Origin of the sequence: Desulfofundulus australicus DSM 11792 (assembly GCF_900129285.1) — a bacterium.
Taxonomy (GTDB): domain Bacteria; phylum Bacillota; class Desulfotomaculia; order Desulfotomaculales; family Desulfovirgulaceae; genus Desulfofundulus; species Desulfofundulus australicus.
In genome coordinates this window covers 1-18,092 of the sequence record NZ_FQUW01000048.1, presented here as the reverse complement: position 1 = coordinate 18,092, position 18,092 = coordinate 1, and the positions used below count along the sequence as shown (strand labels likewise).

At 46.1% G+C, this 18,092-nt stretch carries 18 protein-coding genes, 1 tRNA gene and 2 pseudogenes; 3 read left to right on the top strand and 18 right to left on the bottom strand.

The genetic code is table 11. The features are described from left to right. The 12 genes and pseudogenes from BUB44_RS13840 to BUB44_RS13785 all read right to left on the bottom strand — a co-directional run. Window positions 1-225 (bottom strand): annotated as a pseudogene (locus tag BUB44_RS13840) (ISLre2 family transposase); the annotation flags it as partial. 220 nt (window positions 226-445) lie between these two features. Further along, window positions 446-1,738, bottom strand: coding sequence for a glutamate-1-semialdehyde 2,1-aminomutase (gene hemL, locus BUB44_RS13835; protein WP_114362195.1), 1,293 nt, complete (start codon window positions 1,736-1,738; stop codon window positions 446-448). Between the two features lie 9 nt (window positions 1,739-1,747). Next, window positions 1,748-2,224 carry a siroheme decarboxylase subunit beta gene (gene ahbB / locus BUB44_RS13830; RefSeq protein ID WP_207545676.1) on the bottom strand — a complete coding sequence of 159 codons (477 nt, stop codon included), beginning with the start codon at window positions 2,222-2,224 and terminating at the stop codon, window positions 1,748-1,750. Continuing rightward, window positions 2,217-2,687, bottom strand: a complete 471-nt coding sequence (gene ahbA / locus BUB44_RS13825; protein ID WP_027356309.1) for a siroheme decarboxylase subunit alpha — start codon at window positions 2,685-2,687, stop codon at window positions 2,217-2,219. Before ahbA ends, ahbB begins: the two co-directional genes overlap by 8 nt. Next, window positions 2,674-3,693, bottom strand: coding sequence for a putative heme d1 biosynthesis radical SAM protein NirJ2 (nirJ2, locus tag BUB44_RS13820; protein WP_027356310.1), 1,020 nt, complete (start codon window positions 3,691-3,693; stop codon window positions 2,674-2,676). The genes ahbA and nirJ2 overlap by 14 nt, the downstream gene beginning before the upstream one ends. Window positions 3,694-3,720: 27 nt before the next feature. Next, entirely contained in the window at window positions 3,721-4,698 is a 978-nt protein-coding gene (hemB, locus tag BUB44_RS13815; RefSeq protein ID WP_073167364.1) for a porphobilinogen synthase, read from the bottom strand. 15 nt (window positions 4,699-4,713) lie between these two features. Beyond that, window positions 4,714-5,889, bottom strand: coding sequence for a putative heme d1 biosynthesis radical SAM protein NirJ1 (gene nirJ1, locus BUB44_RS13810; RefSeq protein WP_073167362.1), 1,176 nt, complete (start codon window positions 5,887-5,889; stop codon window positions 4,714-4,716). Beyond that, window positions 5,882-7,417, bottom strand: coding sequence for a uroporphyrinogen-III C-methyltransferase (gene cobA / locus BUB44_RS13805; protein ID WP_073167360.1), 1,536 nt, complete (start codon window positions 7,415-7,417; stop codon window positions 5,882-5,884). Before cobA ends, nirJ1 begins: the two co-directional genes overlap by 8 nt. Then, window positions 7,414-8,352 carry a hydroxymethylbilane synthase gene (hemC, locus tag BUB44_RS13800; RefSeq protein WP_073167357.1) on the bottom strand — a complete coding sequence of 313 codons (939 nt, stop codon included), beginning with the start codon at window positions 8,350-8,352 and terminating at the stop codon, window positions 7,414-7,416. Before hemC ends, cobA begins: the two co-directional genes overlap by 4 nt. Window positions 8,353-8,418: 66 nt before the next feature. Further along, window positions 8,419-9,744 (bottom strand): glutamyl-tRNA reductase, encoded by a 1,326-nt coding sequence (gene hemA, locus BUB44_RS13795; RefSeq protein ID WP_073167355.1) that lies wholly within the window; start codon window positions 9,742-9,744, stop codon window positions 8,419-8,421. Beyond that, the gene (locus BUB44_RS13790) at window positions 9,713-10,360 is read right to left on the bottom strand and encodes a precorrin-2 dehydrogenase/sirohydrochlorin ferrochelatase family protein (RefSeq protein ID WP_073167352.1); all 648 of its coding nucleotides are present in this window, start codon (window positions 10,358-10,360) and stop codon (window positions 9,713-9,715) included. The genes hemA and BUB44_RS13790 overlap by 32 nt, the downstream gene beginning before the upstream one ends. A gap of 20 nt (window positions 10,361-10,380) precedes the next feature. Then, complete coding sequence (locus BUB44_RS13785) at window positions 10,381-11,343, bottom strand: polyprenyl synthetase family protein (RefSeq protein WP_073167350.1); 963 nt, start codon at window positions 11,341-11,343, stop codon at window positions 10,381-10,383. Between the two features lie 246 nt (window positions 11,344-11,589). On the opposite strand from BUB44_RS13785, the gene BUB44_RS15495 reads away from it, so the two are divergent. Together BUB44_RS15495 and BUB44_RS13780 are read left to right on the top strand one after the other, a co-directional pair. Continuing rightward, window positions 11,590-11,687 (top strand) — tRNA-Sec (locus BUB44_RS15495). 145 nt (window positions 11,688-11,832) lie between these two features. Next, window positions 11,833-12,777, top strand: a complete 945-nt coding sequence (locus BUB44_RS13780) for a tyrosine-type recombinase/integrase (RefSeq protein WP_073167348.1) — start codon at window positions 11,833-11,835, stop codon at window positions 12,775-12,777. A gap of 173 nt (window positions 12,778-12,950) precedes the next feature. Here BUB44_RS13780 and BUB44_RS13770 read toward each other — a convergent pair whose 3' ends face one another. The 6 genes from BUB44_RS13770 to BUB44_RS13750 all read right to left on the bottom strand — a co-directional run bounded on the left by BUB44_RS13770 (window position 12,951) and on the right by BUB44_RS13750 (window position 17,851). Beyond that, window positions 12,951-13,457, bottom strand: a complete 507-nt coding sequence (locus BUB44_RS13770) for a hypothetical protein (protein ID WP_073167343.1) — start codon at window positions 13,455-13,457, stop codon at window positions 12,951-12,953. A 358-nt stretch (window positions 13,458-13,815) separates the two neighbouring features. Then, window positions 13,816-14,079, bottom strand: a complete 264-nt coding sequence (locus BUB44_RS13765) for a hypothetical protein (protein ID WP_073167342.1) — start codon at window positions 14,077-14,079, stop codon at window positions 13,816-13,818. Window positions 14,080-14,124: 45 nt separating this feature from the next. Beyond that, complete coding sequence (locus BUB44_RS13760; RefSeq protein WP_073167339.1) at window positions 14,125-14,856, bottom strand: hypothetical protein; 732 nt, start codon at window positions 14,854-14,856, stop codon at window positions 14,125-14,127. A gap of 353 nt (window positions 14,857-15,209) precedes the next feature. Further along, window positions 15,210-15,623 carry a cysteine-rich VLP protein gene (locus BUB44_RS15230; protein WP_131821638.1) on the bottom strand — a complete coding sequence of 138 codons (414 nt, stop codon included), beginning with the start codon at window positions 15,621-15,623 and terminating at the stop codon, window positions 15,210-15,212. Between the two features lie 224 nt (window positions 15,624-15,847). Further along, window positions 15,848-17,359: a TOTE conflict system archaeo-eukaryotic primase domain-containing protein gene (locus BUB44_RS13755; protein ID WP_073167337.1), complete on the bottom strand. Its 1,512-nt coding sequence runs from the start codon at window positions 17,357-17,359 to the stop codon at window positions 15,848-15,850. A gap of 99 nt (window positions 17,360-17,458) precedes the next feature. Continuing rightward, window positions 17,459-17,851 (bottom strand): phage antirepressor N-terminal domain-containing protein, encoded by a 393-nt coding sequence (locus BUB44_RS13750; RefSeq protein WP_131821637.1) that lies wholly within the window; start codon window positions 17,849-17,851, stop codon window positions 17,459-17,461. Between the two features lie 27 nt (window positions 17,852-17,878). Here BUB44_RS13750 and BUB44_RS13745 point away from each other — a divergent pair. Then, window positions 17,879-18,092 (top strand): annotated as a pseudogene (locus BUB44_RS13745) (IS110 family RNA-guided transposase); the annotation flags it as partial.

Below are 18,092 nucleotides of genomic sequence, written 5' to 3'. Positions count from 1 at the left end.
TTCATCGCGGCGAACTACTACCCACCCCGCTCGTTCATTCCGGTGCTGCCTTACATAGTCATCAGCAGCTTCCAATACTTCCTTGCATATATTACGGCCCAATTCATTGAGCACGTCTTGCAGCTCAAGCTGAAACCTTGGATAATCAATCCCCTTCTCAAGTTTCTCAAAAATTAAAGTGGCTACTTGCAGGAAACTGTTATATACGTGCTGAATTATCTTCATGAGAGTGCACCTCCGAGTTTCCGATCCTTCGGTTACTCGCCCTTCCTAGGCGGTGCACTCTCCTTTCTATTTCCTACCGCCTTTTTCCTTCTTCAATTTCCTACAGTAACTTTACACTAAGTTTCCCGGCTGGCAAAGAAAAGCCCCGAAAAGAAGTTTCTCCCCGGGGAATGGTTACGAACCTGAATTCGCCCTTCCTCCCTGCTGTTTGCATACAAGTTTAGGTATATTTAATAGCAGCGAAAGCTTTACGGGCTGCTTCTACCGTTTTCTGGATTTGTTCATCGGTATGGGCCAGGCTGACAAAAACTGCTTCAAATTGGGAGGGAGCCAGGTATATCCCCTGTTCCAGCATAGATTGGAAAAAGGCTGCAAATCGACGGGTATCGGCAGTACAGGCAGTGGTATAATCCACTACCGGTGTTTCAGTAAAGAAAATGCAGAGCATGGAACCAACCCGGTTAAAGGAAAGGGTAAGTCCTGCTTCCCGGGCGGCTTCGGCCATTCCCTGGTAAAGGAGAGCGGACTTCCGTTCCAGTTCTTCGTACGTACCGGGCCGCTTTAATACCTTTAGGGTAGCCAGGCCAGCAGATACAGCCAGGGGATTACCGGAAAGGGTACCTGCCTGGTAGACCGGTCCTTCCGGGGCTACTTTTTCCATAATATGTTTTTTGCCTCCGTAAGCTCCTACAGGCAGGCCACCGCCGATGATTTTTCCAAGGCAGGTTAGATCGGGATCAATCTTGTACAGTTCCTGAGCACCACCGTAAGAAAGCCTGAATCCGGTGATAACTTCATCAAAAATTAAGAGCGCACCGTAATGTTGAGTTATCTCTCTAAGTCCCTCCAGGAATCCCTTTACAGGCGGTACTACGCCCATATTGCCCGCCACCGGTTCCACAATGACGGCGGCAATTTCATGGCCGTGCCGGGTAAAAATTGATTCCAGCGCATTCAAGTTATTATATGGCACTACTATTGTATCCGCCGCGGCATTGGGCGGTACACCGGGGCTGCTGGGTACTCCCAGGGTAGTAGCTCCCGAACCGGCTTTTATAAGCAGGAAATCTGCATGACCGTGATAACAGCCCTCAAACTTGACAATTTTATTGCGCCCGGTATAAGCCCTGGCCAGCCTCAGGGCGCTCATGGTTGCCTCGGTACCCGAGTTGACAAGGCGCACCATTTCTACTCCCGGTAGCGCTTCTACAATAGCCCTGGCCAGCTCGATTTCCAACCTGGTGGGAGCGCCAAAGCTGGTTCCTATTTCCAGGCATGTCCGCAGGGCTGCTATAATTTCAGGATGCCGGTGCCCCAGGATAAGTGGCCCCCAGGAACCTACGTAATCAATATATTCGTTACCATCTTCATCAAAAATAAGCGCTCCTTCACCCCGGGCAATAAAAAGAGGGTCCCTTCCCACCGCTTTAAAAGCCCTTACCGGACTATTTACACCGCCGGGCATATATTGGCGTGCCTGTATGAACAGTTCCCGGGATTTCTCGTATGGCAAGATATCACCTCATTTTTCCATAAAGTATTTCATACTACTTTTTTTAAATTCGGCAAGGCTGAACAGTAAACGGTAGCTGGTAATTCCACTGGCCCGGGAGAGACGGGCAGCAATTTTCTCACATTCATCCCTTGTTTGACCATGAATCACGGTAAATAGATTATATGGCCACTCTGGTGGCCGGCTGGGACGCTGGTAACAGTGGGAAATCTCATCGAAGGAGGCCATCAACCGGCCTATCTCTTCTATTTTTTCCTCAGGAACCTCCCAGACTACCATGGCGTTGGAAATATAACCCAGATCCTGGTGGCGTACAGCCGCCCCGAAGCGCCGGATAATCCCTTGCTTAACAAATTCCCGCACTTTGTTCAAAAGCTCTTCTTCACTGAGCCCAACCTTTTGAGCCAAAACCTGAAAGGGACGGCTGACCAGGGGAAGACCTTCCTGGAGAGCACGGATAATTTCTATGTCTTTCTGGCTAAGCATCATCATCCTCTCCCAGATCGAAGTTAACCAGGATTTTAAAAATTCTCGAGGCCGGAAGGTTGAGCATATCGCTTATACCGGTACGTTTTTTAATTTCTTGTAAAATATTTTCCAGTTCGACCTGGGATTCAACCAGCAACGTAAACCATATGTTATACGGGTGATCCCGCAGGTAATTGTGGGTTACTCCCGGAAAACTATTAACTACAGCCACCACTTCCTCGATCCTGTCTTCCGGTACTTTCATTGCACACAGAGTGCCGCAATATCCAACCTTGCGGGAATCAAAAATGGCCCCCAGCCGCCTGATAACCCCTTTTTCGATTAATCTTTTCAACCGGCCCAGTATATCTTCCTCAGTGGTGCCCAGGATTTCAGCAAGTTTCCTGTAAGGTTCGGGATCAATGGGCAGGTTGCTCTGAATAATATTCAACAGTTGTTTATCCATACTATCCAGCGTCACAAACTATTCCTCCGCTATTTATTTTACCTTTCCGGTACAAGCACCATGGTTCTTCAGCCATAAAATCGCCATGGTAATAGTAAGCGCGGGCCCGGCAGCCGCCACAGATATTGCGATAATTACAGGAACCGCACCCGCCGCTGTAGTCAGCAGTGCGTAACCTTTGAAAAACTGGATTGTCCCGCCAGATGAGGTCAAAGGGCGTTTCTCTGACATTACCTACAGGTATATTTAAATAAGCACAAGGTTGAACATCACCCTTCGGGCTGATAATGCAATAACCGGTACCCGCCAGGCAACCTTTTTGGAAACGTAATTTCAAACCCATTTGGGCAGCAATACGCATAAACTGGGGGGCACAGGTAGGTTTCAATTCAATGGGCACTTCCCTTTGCTTTTTCATTATCCGGTGGAGCAAACGTTCGTACTGCTCCGCCCTCAGGGATTCTTCTTCTATATTTACGGCCCTTCCTGTCGGCACCAGGAAAAACACATGGTGAGCCACAGCTCCCAGTTGCACCGCCAGGTCAGTTAACGCCTCTACCTGTTCATAGTTCCATTCTACTACCGTAGTATGAATTTGAAAAGGCAGGCCGGCCTTCCTGCAGGCCTCCATACCTTCGATTGCTGCCTCCCAGGCTCCCACCACACCGCGAAACTGATCGTGTTGTTCCTTATTAACACTGTCCAGGCTAATTCCTACTACCAGTGCTCCAGCCTGTTTTAACTTTTCGGCGACGCTGCCGGTAATTAAAGTACCATTTGTTCCCATAACCGGCCGCAGGCCTTTACGGGCGGCATACTGGATCAGTTCGTATATATCCGGCCGCAGGAGAGGCTCGCCGCCGCTAAAAATCATAATTTTAAAGCCAGCCCGGGCAATTTCATCAATCAATTTGGCCGCTTCGGAACTATTTAACTCTTCCTCCATCCTGGCGCCAGCATCCCTGTAACAGTGCTGGCAGGTCAGGTTACAGGCATTGGTTGAGTTCCAGGAAACCAGCATACTTACCATCCTCTCTAAGATAACTGGCTAGCCTTCTCGCAGCCAGCGTGCCACATCCAGGGCGTGATAAGTGATGATCATATCTGCTCCCGCCCTTTTCATTCCTGTAAGTGTTTCCAGAACTACCCGTCGTTCGTCAATCCAGCCCCGCATGGCAGCGGCTTTAACCATAGCATATTCACCGCTGACATTATACACTGCTACAGGACAATTAAAGGTATCCCGAACACGGCGGACAATATCCAGGTAAGCCAGGGCGGGTTTGATCATGATAATATCAGCTCCCTCTTCAATATCCAGGGCTATTTCCCGCATGGCTTCCCGGGCATTGGCAGGATCCATCTGGTAAGATCGCCGGTCCCCGAACCTTGGTGCCGAGTTCACGGCTTCCCGGAAAGGCCCATAGTAAGCCGATGCATACTTGGCCGCGTATGACATAATGGCCACATCCTGATAACCGGCTTCATCCAGGGCGCGGCGAATGGCAGCTACTCTTCCATCCATCATATCAGATGGCGCTACCATATCGGCTCCTGCCCTGGCGTGGGAAAGGGCGGTACGGGCCAGCAATTCAAGGGTGGGATCATTAAGAATTCGTTCCTGCTCCACTATTCCACAGTGGCCGTGGCTGGTGTACTCACAGAGGCACACATCGGTGATGACTATTAATTCCGGGAACTCCTTCTTTATTAGCCGTACAACCTGCTGCACTATACCTTCATCATCGTAAGCCTCGCTGGCTGATTCATCTTTTACCCGGGGAATCCCAAAGATGATAATGCCGGGTATGTTTAACTCGGCTACCCGGGCCACCTCTTCAATGATTAAATCCGGGGAAAGATTATAAACCCCCGGCATGGCTTCCACGGGAGTACGCATTTCCCGGCCATGGGTGACAAATAGCGGGTAGATGAGGTCATCCGTTGTCAGGCGGGTTTCCCTTACCAGGCGACGTATGTTTTCCTTTAACCGCAAGCGGCGGGGACGGGTGATGGGGAAACTCACGTGCAGCACCTCCAATCAAGCAATGCCAATTTCCTGGTCTGTTAAATAACAGGCGGGATCAGGCGCCCAGAAATCATTAAAAACTGTTTCCGCCCGGGTGCGGAAATTTCCGTTGCAAATTTCCACCCACCGGCAACGGGCACAACGCCCCTTTAAAAGGGGCCGGCGGTTTTTTAAGCCGGCTAAAATAGGATGGGAAAGATCCGTCCAGATTTCGCCGAAGCTTTTTTCCCGCACATTGCCGAAGGTGTACTGGAGGGTGAATTGATCCGGGTGAACATTTCCTTCCCAGTCCACAGCGGCTATAGCTATACCAGAGCGATTTCCACCGTTTTGTAAAAGCAGCTGGTATGCCCGCTCTGCTCTCTGGGGATCCTTTTCCTTCAATTTCAAGTATACATAGACTCCATCGGCATGATTATCCACAGTTAAGATCTCTTTGCTCAATCCCCGGCGGTGAAAATCGATTGTTCTCTCCATAATCAAGTCGAGAGCAACCCGGGACTCCTGGTGCGTAACATCATCTTTTAACATTTCCCTTCCCCGGCCGCTGTAAACCAGATGATAAAAACAAACCCGGGGGATATTTTCCTTTTCAATTAGTTCAAGAATGGCTTCTAATTGGTGAAAATTATGCCGGTTAATGGTAAATCGTAATCCCACCTTTTGTCCCACTGCCAGGCAGTTACGGATGCCTTCCAGGGCGGATTCAAAAGCTCCCGTCCGACCCCGGAAGTAATCATTGCTCTCCCCCGTTCCGTCCAGGCTGATCCCCACATACCCCACACCTATTTTTTTTAAAAGGCCTGCCACGGTGGGAGTAATCAGGGTACCATTGGTGGAAACGGTGGTGCGGATACCACGGCTAACAGCATAAGCAGCCAGCTCAAAAAAATCCTCCCGCATCAAAGGCTCGCCGCCGGAAAACAGCAGTACAGGTACATTAAAGGCAGCAAGGTCATCTATAAATTTTTTGGCTTCGGTGGTAGTTAATTCATTGGGGTGCCTTTTACTGTTAGCGCTGGCATAACAATGAATACAGCGCAAATTGCAGGAGCGGGTCATGTTCCAGACCACAACCGGCCCCTGCCCCTCTGTAGTCCCGTGAATCTGGCTGCGGGCTGAAGGATTATAACGCAATTGATCACCAAAGCCTGTGGTATCCAGGAGTAATTTGCTGATACTAATCATTTTTAATCACCACCTGGTTCGCCTCCAGAATTGCTTCAACCAGCCCATCAATGGTATATTTATGTGCCTGAACATGTACGGGCAGGCCCAGTTTTCGGGCAGTTTGTGCTGTTACCGGACCAATGCAGGCTACCGTCACTCCCTCCAAAAGTCCGGGCAACTGGCCGTTGTCCAGCAGGTGGACGAAATTGCGCACGGTGGAAGAGCTGGTAAAGGTAATGATGTGGATCTTCCCTTCGGCAAGCATTTCTTTTAGCAAACGGGCATCTCCCCCGGCCGGCACGGTGCGGTAAGCTACTACTTCATCCACCACAGCCCCCAGATCGGAAAGCATTTCTGCCAGTACTTTTCGGGCAATATCAGCCCGGGGTAAAAGAATGCGATCGCCGGGTTTGATCCAGCTTTTTAATCCGGTAATAATTTGTTCAGCCCGGTATTCATCGGGTACGTAAAAAACTTTTAAGGCGTAATTTTCAAGAGCTTCCCTGGTTTTAGGTCCGATGGCACAGATGTTAATACCTTTTAGATCCCGCACATCTTTACCCTGTTGCAACAGGCGGGTAAAGAAAAACCGCACACCGTTTACGCTGGTAAAAATAATCCAGCGATAGGAATCCAAACGGGAAATGGCCTTGTCCAGGAGTTCGTAGTTCTCCGGTTCCACAATCCGAATGGTTGGAAATTCAACCGCTTCCCCACCCAGTGCTTCAATTGCCCGGGAGAGATTGCTGGCCTGTTCCCTGCTACGGGTGATCAGGACCCGTTTTCCAAAAAGGGGTTTTTTCTCGTACCAGGATAGTTTTTTCCGCAGGTTTACCACCCTGCCTACAATAATTACCGACGGGTTGGTAACACCTTCCTTCATAACTCTGGAAACAATATTCTCCAGATTTCCTGTAACGGTCTTCTGCTCCGGACGGGTTCCCCAGTTGATTACTGCCACCGGAGTCTGGGGATCAGCCCCGAATTTGGTGAGCTGTTCAACAATGTATGCGAGATTGGCAGCTCCCATTAAGATGACCAGCGTATCGGTTGCTGCAGCCAGTTTCTCCCAATTGATATGTGAACTTTCTTTCCTGGGATCTTCATTGCCGGTTATTATCGCCAGGGTGGAGGCATAGTCACGATGAGTTACCGGAATACCTGCATATGCCGGTACAGCAACCGCTGAAGTTATACCGGGCACCACTTCAAAAGGTATACCCGCCTCTGCCAGGGCTTCAGCTTCTTCTCCTCCCCGACCAAAAACAAAGGGGTCTCCCCCCTTCAGGCGCACAACTAAATTTCCCTGGCGGGCCCTATCTATTAAAAGCCGGTTAATTTCTTCCTGGGTCATGGCATGACCGGCAGGGCTTTTACCCACAAAAATCAATTCTGCCCCCGGTGCCGCATGGGATAAAAGCTTGGGGCTGGCCAGCCGATCGTATACAATAACATCGGCTTTTTGAATACAGGTCAGCCCCTTGACAGTAATCAATCCCGGATCCCCGGGCCCTGCTCCTACCAGATAAACAGTGCCAATTTTCATTGCAGATCGAACTCCTGTCGTGCTTTATTTAGAATTTCCCCTGCTCCCATTTCTATTAACTGCATGGCCAGTTCTTCCCCGATCTTTTCCGCCTGGTCTGGCGGCCCGGAAATATTTTTTCGTACCAGCTGGCGACCATCAAGGCTGGCCACAACGCCTTCCAGGAAAAGTTGCCCCTGCTGAATTTGACCCAGGGTACCAACAGGTACCTGACATCCGCCTTCCAGTTTTCTCATCAACGCCCTCTCCGCTATAATGGCCGCACGGGAAGAGGGGTCATCCAGGGGCCGAATCAATTCTTGCATTGACGAATCGCTGGCGCGAATTTCGATGGCAATGGAACCCTGGCCTGCGGCGGGCAGGCAGATATCAAAGGGAATAAGCTGGGTGATCCTTTCATCGTGACCCAGACGATGTATACCTGCATAAGCCAGGATTATGGCATCCAGATTCAATTCCTCCAGTTTGCGCAGGCGGGTAGTTAAATTGCCCCGGATGGTAATGACGTTGAAGTCGGGACGGTAGTGTAGCAACTGAGCAGTACGCCGCAAACTACTGGTACCGATGCGGGCCCCGGGAGGAAGCTTGTCCAGGGTAAGCCCCGAGCGGGATATCAGAACATCCCCCGGGAATTCCCGCGGGCAAATAGCCCCGATGGTAAGATCTTCCGGTAAACTAGTGGGGAGATCCTTCATGCTATGGACGGCCAGATCAATTTCCCCGTTTAATAAAGCAACCTCCAGTTCCTTTGTAAACAAGCCTTTATCTCCTATTTTAGCCAGGGCTACATCTAGAATGTGGTCTCCCCGGGTTTTCATCCCCTTCAGGACAAACTTTTTCTGTGGGTACAGCCCCTGCAACTTCTCCAGCACCCATCTGGCCTGCCACATGGCCAGCTGACTGTCCCGGGTACCAATAACTATTTCTTCTTTCATAATATTTCCTCCATGAAGAAGGCCCGCCCCTTTTCCGGAGCCGGGCATGCAATCCAGACTTACTTTTTACTGGCCGGTGGCCAGGCTGCCCTGCGCAGGTTCCTTTCCATTACGAGATTGTTCACCAGGAAGTTCCAGTTTGAAAAGATTTTGCAACACTTTCATGTACAGGTGACCTTCAGGGGTAAGGGCGTAAGCCTTGAGCTGGGCCACAGGTACATGCAGCAGCTGGTTGACAATGGAATTGGCCAGGGAACTTACCACCTTGCGATCATGTTCGGAAATATTTCCCAGTCGATTGAGTGCCCGGCGTAATTCCTTTTGTTTAATTTCTTCTCCCCATTTTTTCAAAGCTGCAATGGTGGGGATAACAAACTGCATGCTCAACCATTGCATAAATTTATCCAGTTCTTCTTCAATGATTCCTTCCGCTATTACAGCAGCTTTCTTACGTTCTTCCAGGTTATGGTCAACCACCTGCTGCAGATCGTCTATGTCATAAAGGGTTACTCCCGGCAAATCTCCCACCGCTGGTTCGACATCCCGGGGCACCGCGATATCGATAATCATTAATTCCCGTCCTCCGCGGCGGGCCACAGCTTCCTTCATTTCACTTAAGTGTACCACATAATGAGAAGCGGCAGTACAGCTTATGATGATGTCTGCTTCCTCAATATGCTGGTATAGATGATCAAATTTTACTGCCCGGCCGTTGAACTGAGCAGCCAGTTCAACGGCCCGGGGGTAAGAACGGTTGGAAACAATTACCCCGGTTACCCCGTTGGCTACCAGGTGACGGGCGGTCAGTTCGCTCATCTTGCCCGCACCAATTACCAGTACCGAACGGCCGGAAAGATCCCTGAACTGCTGTTTGGCCAGTTCCACGGCAGCGTAGCTGATGGAAACGGCATTCTGGTCGATACCCGTTTCCGTTCGCACCCGCTTGCCCACCGTGATGGCCTGCTGAAATAAAGTGTTGAGCACCCGGTTGGTTGCTCCGTACTGGCAGGCCAGCTGGTAAGCATGACGTACCTGGCCGAGAATCTGAGTCTCTCCCAGGATCATCGAATCAAGCCCTGCCGCAACCCGAAAAAGGTGGCGGATAGTATCATAAAGGGTATGGGCATAGGTGTAGTTTTTGATTTCTGAAATATCCACACCGGATTTTTGAGAAAGAAAATCCCAGATGGCATTTAAACCTTCATCCAGCTTCCGCGTGGCAGCGTAAATTTCTGTCCGGTTGCAGGTGGATAATATGATACATCCTTCAATGGCAGGATAACTGTTTAACCTGGAAAGGGACATTCCCAGGGAATGTTCTGAAAAGGAGAGCCGTTCCCGTATCTCCACCGGAGCAGTTCTATGGTTTACTCCTACTGCGATGATAAGCATTGATTACCCGCTCCTTTGCTTTTTCGAGTTCTCCACCGGCCAACAACTGCAAAGTCTCATTATCCACAATGGCTTCCAGCAATTCTCGCCTTTTCCTGGGGTCAGTTATTTTATTTAAAATATCGTGGCGTATTTCTCCCAGTAAATCAACCAGAATACCGTATTCCGGTCCATAACGTTCTTCAAGTTCTTCTTTAATTTTCCGGGCTATAAGGGGACTCTTGCCGTCAGTTGAGATGGCGATTTGTAAGGAGCCCCTCCTTAACACTGCCGGGACGTAAAAATTACCGTACGGGGGGTCATCAACCACGTTTACAAGCATATTTCTGGCCATTGCTTCTGTAGCTATCCGGTGATTAACTTCCTCCCGGTCAGTGGCGGCAATGACCAAAAAAATATTTTCCAAATCTGCAATCTCAAATGTTCCCCGCCTGTAGTTGATTTTGTCTTTGCTTGCTAAATCCTGCAGAGCCGGGGTGAGAGAGGGGCTGACCACCTTTACTTTAGCCCCGCAGGCCAGAAGAGATAAAACCTTGCGTTCAGCCACACTGCCACCGCCGACCACCAGGCAGGGACGCTGGGATAAAATTAAAGAAATAGGGTAAGTTCTTGGCAAGTGGGCTCAATCCTTTATCTCTAGAATTTTCTGATGCTTACAAAGTCTGCTACCTTTTCTAGTATTATCTTGGCGGGACGCTGGGGCAAATTCTTTAGAGCTCCTTTGGCTTTCCAGATGTATTTTTCAGCAACCTCTATGGAATATTGAATTCCACCGCAATGCTGGATGATAGTGATTGCTTCCTGGATTAACTCCTCACTTTTATTCGAGGATAAAATCAGCGTTCTCAAGCGCTCCCGCTCGGGGCTATGTTTTAAGGCATAAATTACCGGTAAAGTAATAATACCCTGACGCAGGTCGCTTCCCACCGGTTTACCAAGCTGCTTTTGTTCTGCTACCAGGTCCAGGATGTCATCGGTTATTTGAAAGGCCATACCAATATTATGCCCGTACCGTCGTAAAGCAAGATGAATTTCTGCCGGAGCACCACAGGCCACGGCTCCCAGCTGGCAGCTGGCAGCGATGAGCAGGGCAGTTTTACGATTAATCCGGTAAAAATAATCCTTTACTGTCTGTTCAGTATCAAAAGAGCCGGAGATTTGCTGAATTTCACCTTCACACATTTTGACGCTGGTATTGGCCAGTATTCTGGGTATAAGTGGATCATCATACCTGGCAATAAGGATAAGGGATTGGGCAAATAAATAATCTCCCACATGTGTGGAAATCCGATTCCCCCAGCGAGCTTTGATGGTGGGCACACCCCGGCGGGTCATGGCCGCATCCACCACATCGTCATGAACCAGGGTGGCCATGTGGATCAGCTCTAAAGCTACGGCCAGAGGTAAAACCCGTTCCAGGTGGAAATCGGCACACTTGCCTCCTAAAAGGCTAAAAGCAGGGCGCAGGCGCTTTCCCCCTGCCATTAATAAATGGGTGGAAGTTTCGGTTAGAAGCGGATCCGGGGTTTGCAAGGTGGCTTGCAATTCCCGTTCTACAATAACCATTTCTTCTTTGATTTCCTCGAATAGATCTAGCATTTGCTCAAAGGCTCACCTGCCCGTACTCAAATCAAACCCCGGTTTTCGTATTATTCCACGGGTAACCAGTAAAATCCTTCTCCAACCGCCAGTGGACAACTCCTTAATCTAGGGTATTACATTTTCCCCTTAAAATCAATGGCAGTGGATGGGGAGTAAGGATACAGTTATTGATTAATCCCGGCGAACATGGTATAATACAATCTGCATTTTACTGGTGGCTTATGAGCAACTGCATTTGTCTGCGGGAGTGGATGGGGCCTGGTGGCCCTCCTGGTCTTCAAAACCAGCTGTGGGGCGGCAATCCCGTCCCGGGTGAGTTCGATTCTCACACACTCCCGCCAACCGCATAAATTCTAGGTTTGTAGTTTCCAGGAAATTCCGCTAAAATTGTCGCACAATTTGCAGACCAGTTAAGCTGAAATGACCCGCTAACTGTACTGGTCTTCCCCTTCGCGAAAGAAAGTATTTACGTGAGGGGGTTTTTTTATGGCGAAAGGAAAAGTCTTACGCATCCGCAAAGAGGTACCCGCCACATGGGAGGAAGCAAGGCAACAGTTTCTATGGTGGAAACAGGGGGACGGTATAAGCGAAACGACACTGAACGATTACCGCTACCACATAGGCCAGTTTTTTAAACGATACCCACAGGCTTACGACCCCAAAAACTTGAAGAAATGCGTACTTGAATATATGTCGCAGGATATGAAGCCTGCCACATACAATATCCGTCTGGAATACCTCAATGCATTCTTTAAATGGTGTGTGCAGGAAGGCATATTCCCGGAAAATCCGCTGGCAGGAAAGAAGAAAAGAAAAGACGAAGGCAGGGTGGTCAACCTGGACGTTGAAACGTTAAAGCAGTTACTCACCCTGCCAGACAGGAAGACGTTTGCAGGTTTGAGGGATTATGCACTATTCCTGCTAACTATGGATACAGGTATTCGACCAAAGGAAGCCTTTTCCCTGCTTCTGGACGATTTTAACTTTAAAGCTTTGCAGGTAACCATTCGCAGGGAAACAGCCAAAACCAGGGTAAGCAGAACACTGCCCATTTCACCAGCAACGGCAAACGCTGTAAGGGAATTAATTGCTGCAAGACACCCCTCCTGGAAGGATAATGTGCCAGTTTTCTGTACTGTGGAAGGAATGCCGTTAAACCGTAATTCCTGGGGTTACAGGTTAAAAATGTATTCCCGCAAACTCGGTGTAAAGGTACGTCCATACGATTTACGGCATGCCTTCGCCATTCTCTACCTCCGTTCCGGGGGGCTGGAGTTATCCCTGCAGAAGACCCTGGGGCATACCACCCTGGCCATGACCAGACGCTATGCTAACCTGGTGGAAAGTGATTTAAGACGCATACATGCTGAAGCTTCCCCACTGAACACTATCCTGCCGAAAAAAGCCAGGGTGGTGAAGGTTCGTGGATAAGGTAACACTGGAAGGGTTACTGCATACCCTGGCCGTTTGTTGGGAATATCTTCCGGAAGGGACGCACCCAGTACACTTCAAACGGTTATGTATTATCCAGCAAATCCTGGAAGAATATTTCCGGCAGGGTAAGCAATCCAATCCTGCAAAACGTAACACTGCAAGCAGGTGAATTAACCTGCTTTTTTCTTTTGCCTATGCCGTTTGACGTATTCCCTGTTCTTTTCCCTTTCCACCTCTTTCCTGCAATCCGGGCAATACTTTTGCCGGTTAGACGTTGGGGCAAAATCTTTGCCGCATATACTGCAGGCTTTTAAACCCCTGAACACGTTTGTTCTGACAGTGTAAGGGGTTTCCCTTTCAGAATTTAAGCTGCTAACAGTTAAAGTATCAGTAACTGAACGTTCCTTTCTTTTGGCTGTTAATGCCTTTGGGCAAAACAGCTTTCCCGCTAACTGCAGGATAAAAGCAAATAGCGCACATAATGGCCGCAAAACGGCAGAAGGTATTACCGCACCCACTGCGGGAATAGAAACTCTTTGTCTGTGATGTGTATTCGGATTATCCGAATAACGTATTACCGCACCCACTGCAGGAATAGAAACCCGGTTGCTTTGATTGCACTCACCGGAAGGTAAGAAAATGATTTTCCCGTTTCTGGCTGCTGGAATTAAGTTCATGCCAACACTCCTTTTATTTTGAAAATTATTCTCATTCTTAGAAACTGAAAAATGCGCAATTTAAGCAATGTATTGCCAGTTATCTCGCCATAGCTCGTTATATCTCGCTGTAGTGCAAATTTTTAAAATATGCCAGGTGACATTTTGACAAAATAGGATTCGGGTAATATAAAACCCTTTACCGCAAATTTATCCCCCCTTTAAAAGCCAAATTTGCAAATGCCGATTCCTAGAAGCCTTATTTTACTGGGTTTTTGCAATTAAACTGAAAAAATCGCTGAAAGCCTTGTGGCTGTAGGCATTGTAGGCAATTTTTGACAAATAGAATAAAAGGAGTATATGTCAATGTGTAGGTTGCTTACTTTTCTATGTCATCATCATTTCTGAAAAGATACATTTCAAGCATCTCCCTTTTAATCAATTCCTGTATCAAAGGAATAGCGGGTTCTCGTAAGAAAGCAATCTCACTTTTGTTTCCGTGAGAATCTTCCCCTGTTAGAACAATCATGTACTGGTTAACTGTTAATTCAATTGGCAGTGATGCTGAAAAAGTTTCTCCTGTAGATTCATCTTGCGCCATTATGGTAACATTATTTGCCTGAAAAATCTTTTCGTTACTCATTTTAAAACCCTCCCGTTTATGATTTTACGTTAACTGCAAAAATAGCTAGCTTTTTCTCTTTGAAGCAACATTTAAACGGTAATTACTTTTTACTAATTTCAACGGCGGGTAATACTTCTCAAGTCTTACTTTTCCGTCCGGATCTTTTACTAAGCTGTACATTTCACCGCGAATTTCGGGAAAATGATCCTCCACAAGCTCCTGCATCTTAGTTACAAATTCCTTGTTATTTTCCATTTGGTACAGCATGGTAGCTAATAATGCAGAGAAGAAAGGTGTCTCTTCTGGATTATCGCCAATAAATACGTTATCACATTTTCTTGAGCGATGCTCAACATTGTAAACCATAACTGCATCCACAAAGAAACCCACACCTTTTTTAAACTTCCTGTGCATTTGCCTATATTCTTCCAAATCTTTCTTGTTGCAATTAAGAATTTGTGCTAACTCATGGTCAGTTGCCCCTAGGGATTCATAATAATGCAAAGCGCGAATTGCAAGTTCGCCAATTTTAGCAAGGTGCTTATTGTTTAATTCAAAGATCTTTTTCAAATCTCGTTCGTATTTTCGTAAACATGCCAATTTAATAAAATCACTACATTCCTGACCATCAGTTTTATTCTTAATTTGGTGCAAAGTCTCACTTATCTGGCGCTGCTCCTTAGCAATGTGTCTTATTGCAAATTTTAAGCAGATAAGCAATTTTGCAACATCCTTTTTTGCTTCAGTTCCCTCTTTCGCACAATTTAAAATGTTTAACAACTTAGCTTCAAACATCAAATACTCCTCCTTTAAAGTTTAATTTTGCAAATGTCTAAATTAACATTCTTTAGATACGTTAAAACCATGCGCTTTCTCCCACCTCCCGTTTTAGTTTTAAGTCAATCTCTTCAAGTTTGGCCTTAAACGTTGGCGAAGCAGTAAATTAAAGCAGTACGACAGCTTTCGTCAAACCGTATAATCGTTTCTTGTTTTCTAAAATATCACATAATCACCAAAAACCCAGTAATATCAAGACTTCAGAAGCCTGCGTGATACGTTAGAAATTTAAAAAGGTATAAAACCATTTACCCCTCAAAATTCACAAAAACAAACCCAGTAAAATCAAGGCATCCAGAGTTTCTAAAATATCACGCTATACCCCTCTCCCTTTTCTTTTCACGATAACGTTGGTTACACTTTCTTACTGCCTCACGTCTAGCCGTAACCTTGCATGAATCACAATACACTTCACGATTTGACTTAGCAGAGAAAACTTTACCGCACATCTTACATTGTTTGCTAAGATCACGAGGTTTGTTAACTTTGTACGGGTTTACAACTTGCCAATATTCATACTCAAGTTTAGAATCAAGCGGCAACACAGCTTCTTCAAACCACTTGCACCTAACATCATCTAAGACGAAGTATAAGCAGCGTTTATCGCTTGCTGCTGGCTCACGGCAACAGTAATGTCGAATGCCGTTTAGCTCCGCATCATGATTAGCGCATTCTTTTTTGACTAAAGACCTGACTTTTGCTAGAATTTCAGCAGGTAATTCCACACAATCACCCTCCATTGTTTGATTTTAGTAAAATGCCCACACAGGGATATACGAACAACATTGAGCAGTTAAAACGTTAAAGTATCGTTATATCGAATCATAGCGATCGGTAAAGATAGGCAACCAATGTCTTAAAGATAGTATCCAAATAACAGCTAGATTAGAATACTGCTGTATATCGTTTAATTGCGTTAAAGCACAATACATACAACATTTTGTATTTGTTACGGAATACTACGACGGAAAACTGCATCAGCAATATCTTCACCTAATTTTTCAGCAACCAGATTACGGTTAAACTTTTTCAAACTTGGTTTACCCAAAGCTTGATAACGTTTTAATACTAGATCGCTATCAATGCTGCAAAGTTTAAATCTATCCGCTGCAAGTTTATTGCCGTACATAACGATTTCACATTTCTCTAATATTCCCAACACACATAAAAGGTTTAGAGCTTTATTCGCAGTTTCTGACCTGACTTTAGCCTGCCGAGCTAACCAACGATTTGACATAGCAGCAATATCTAGTTTATCAAATGCTTCGCAAAAGAATTTTTTCAAACAAATCACCCAAACCCTATCAAATAAATTCTGCCAGAACCCACATAAAATCTGCATCCATAGTTTTCTTTCTTCATGGTGTATCAATGTCTTAAAGATAGTATCAACAGTATAAACAGTATTAATTAACTTATCTATTATCTGTTTAAAATCTGTTGATAACAATCCTGCCTTATACAAAACTTTAGTAGCATCCAGCCATTTTTGTAATACTTCCTGCATAACGCTATTCCGATAGCCCAAAAGAAACGCAAGCTCTTTTGCCTGTTCCGCATGTTTTTGTGGATCGAGTTTTGTTATTTCTGATTTGTTTTTCAATGCACAGTACAGTTCTGGTAAAGTATAAAATTCTGAATCTAAACCATACTTGGTACAGTGCCAGTCATGAAAAGCAATAAATCCATTTGAATCATAAATAAAATTGGCACTAGGATTTTTTTCCTTGTGTATTGGACAGCAAAATGCTTTTCCTAATTTTGTATTATGAATTTTTATGTCAAACATTTTGAGCAACTCAAACCCTGCATTCTCATGTCTAAACACACCGAGCCAATCTTTTTTGTTCTTATTATCTTTAAAAGATGTTGTATGAGCTTTTCGTTTTTCTTCTTTTGGGTATTGCTTTACAAAATTTTCAATCACTTCACTTGGTGTTCGCCACATTTCGCTGTGTAAGCCTTCGAGGACAATTAACGTATCATATTCGTGCTTTGGGTTTATGGGATTAATGAAAACCTCTTGCTTCTTTGTTTTTGGGTGCTGTGATAGAGGCCATTTTAAACATTTGCTGTTTTCGCTTGATGGAAATATCTCGCATTGTATGTTAGTTTTGTCTTGAATCAGTTTTAAAAATTTTATAGCTTCGCTAGTTTGTATAGGTTGTAATGGGAATATCCAAACATGAAACCCCTTATTGCCTGAAAAACTTACTAGAGGTTTGGTACCTTCAGGCAATGTGTTTAAAATTGCCTGCACTTCCTCTATACTATCTGAATCAATATCAAATGCAAGATAATTGCACATATTATTAATGTCTATGGGTGAAACTGCCAACGATTTGCATTTTGCTACTTGTGTATCAGTTCGATAATCAGGGTAGTTTACTGTACGCCACGATCTGCGCCGGTAATAACTTATACGTTTCGGTATCCACCATATAAAATCTAAAACATACAATAGTTTTCACTCCTTTCTACTAATTGATACACGGAAAATGGCACTTTGTAACGGGCTGGTTAAAGAAAAAATTAAGGTGTGGGCAAAATAACCACACCTTTAGCCGAAGAAGATCAACTTCAGAGGGTGTCTCCAAAATGGAGATACCATGAGAATGAGATCATAGCGAAGGCATAACATTTTCTGCATTTGGGCAACGCCGTCTATTCCCTTAATGGGTATGAAGATTTCCTTTACACCCTCCCTTAATACTCTATCCTCTACTATTTTCTGTCTTTGACCTGTAAACGCCAATCCTAAATTCTCGCACAACCGTTTGACTGGCACATATACTGTTTCCTGCCCGTTTTCTTTCCCGTTTTCTTTCACTTTCACGTCTTTTAAACTAGTAACCTGCATAATGATTATCGTTATGCAGCATTCCTGTAAACAGGAGTAGTGGGGCTTGAGGGAAAGAAAAAATCCTGGTATGGTGTAAATGCCAAAACCCAAAACCACCAATACCAGGAGGGATCAGCGATGTACAATCCCCTTTCCCAGAAGCTTGCCATGATCACACCTGAAACCTTAATTGTGGGTGTAGACGTGGCCAAGCATACCCACTACGCCCAAATGATCAATTTCCGGGGGGAGGGACTGCACAAGCCGTTCCCATTCCAGAATACCATATCCGGCATTGGTGATCTAGTCCAGCAAATCAGGACGATCCAGTTTAAACACGGCCTGTCTAAAG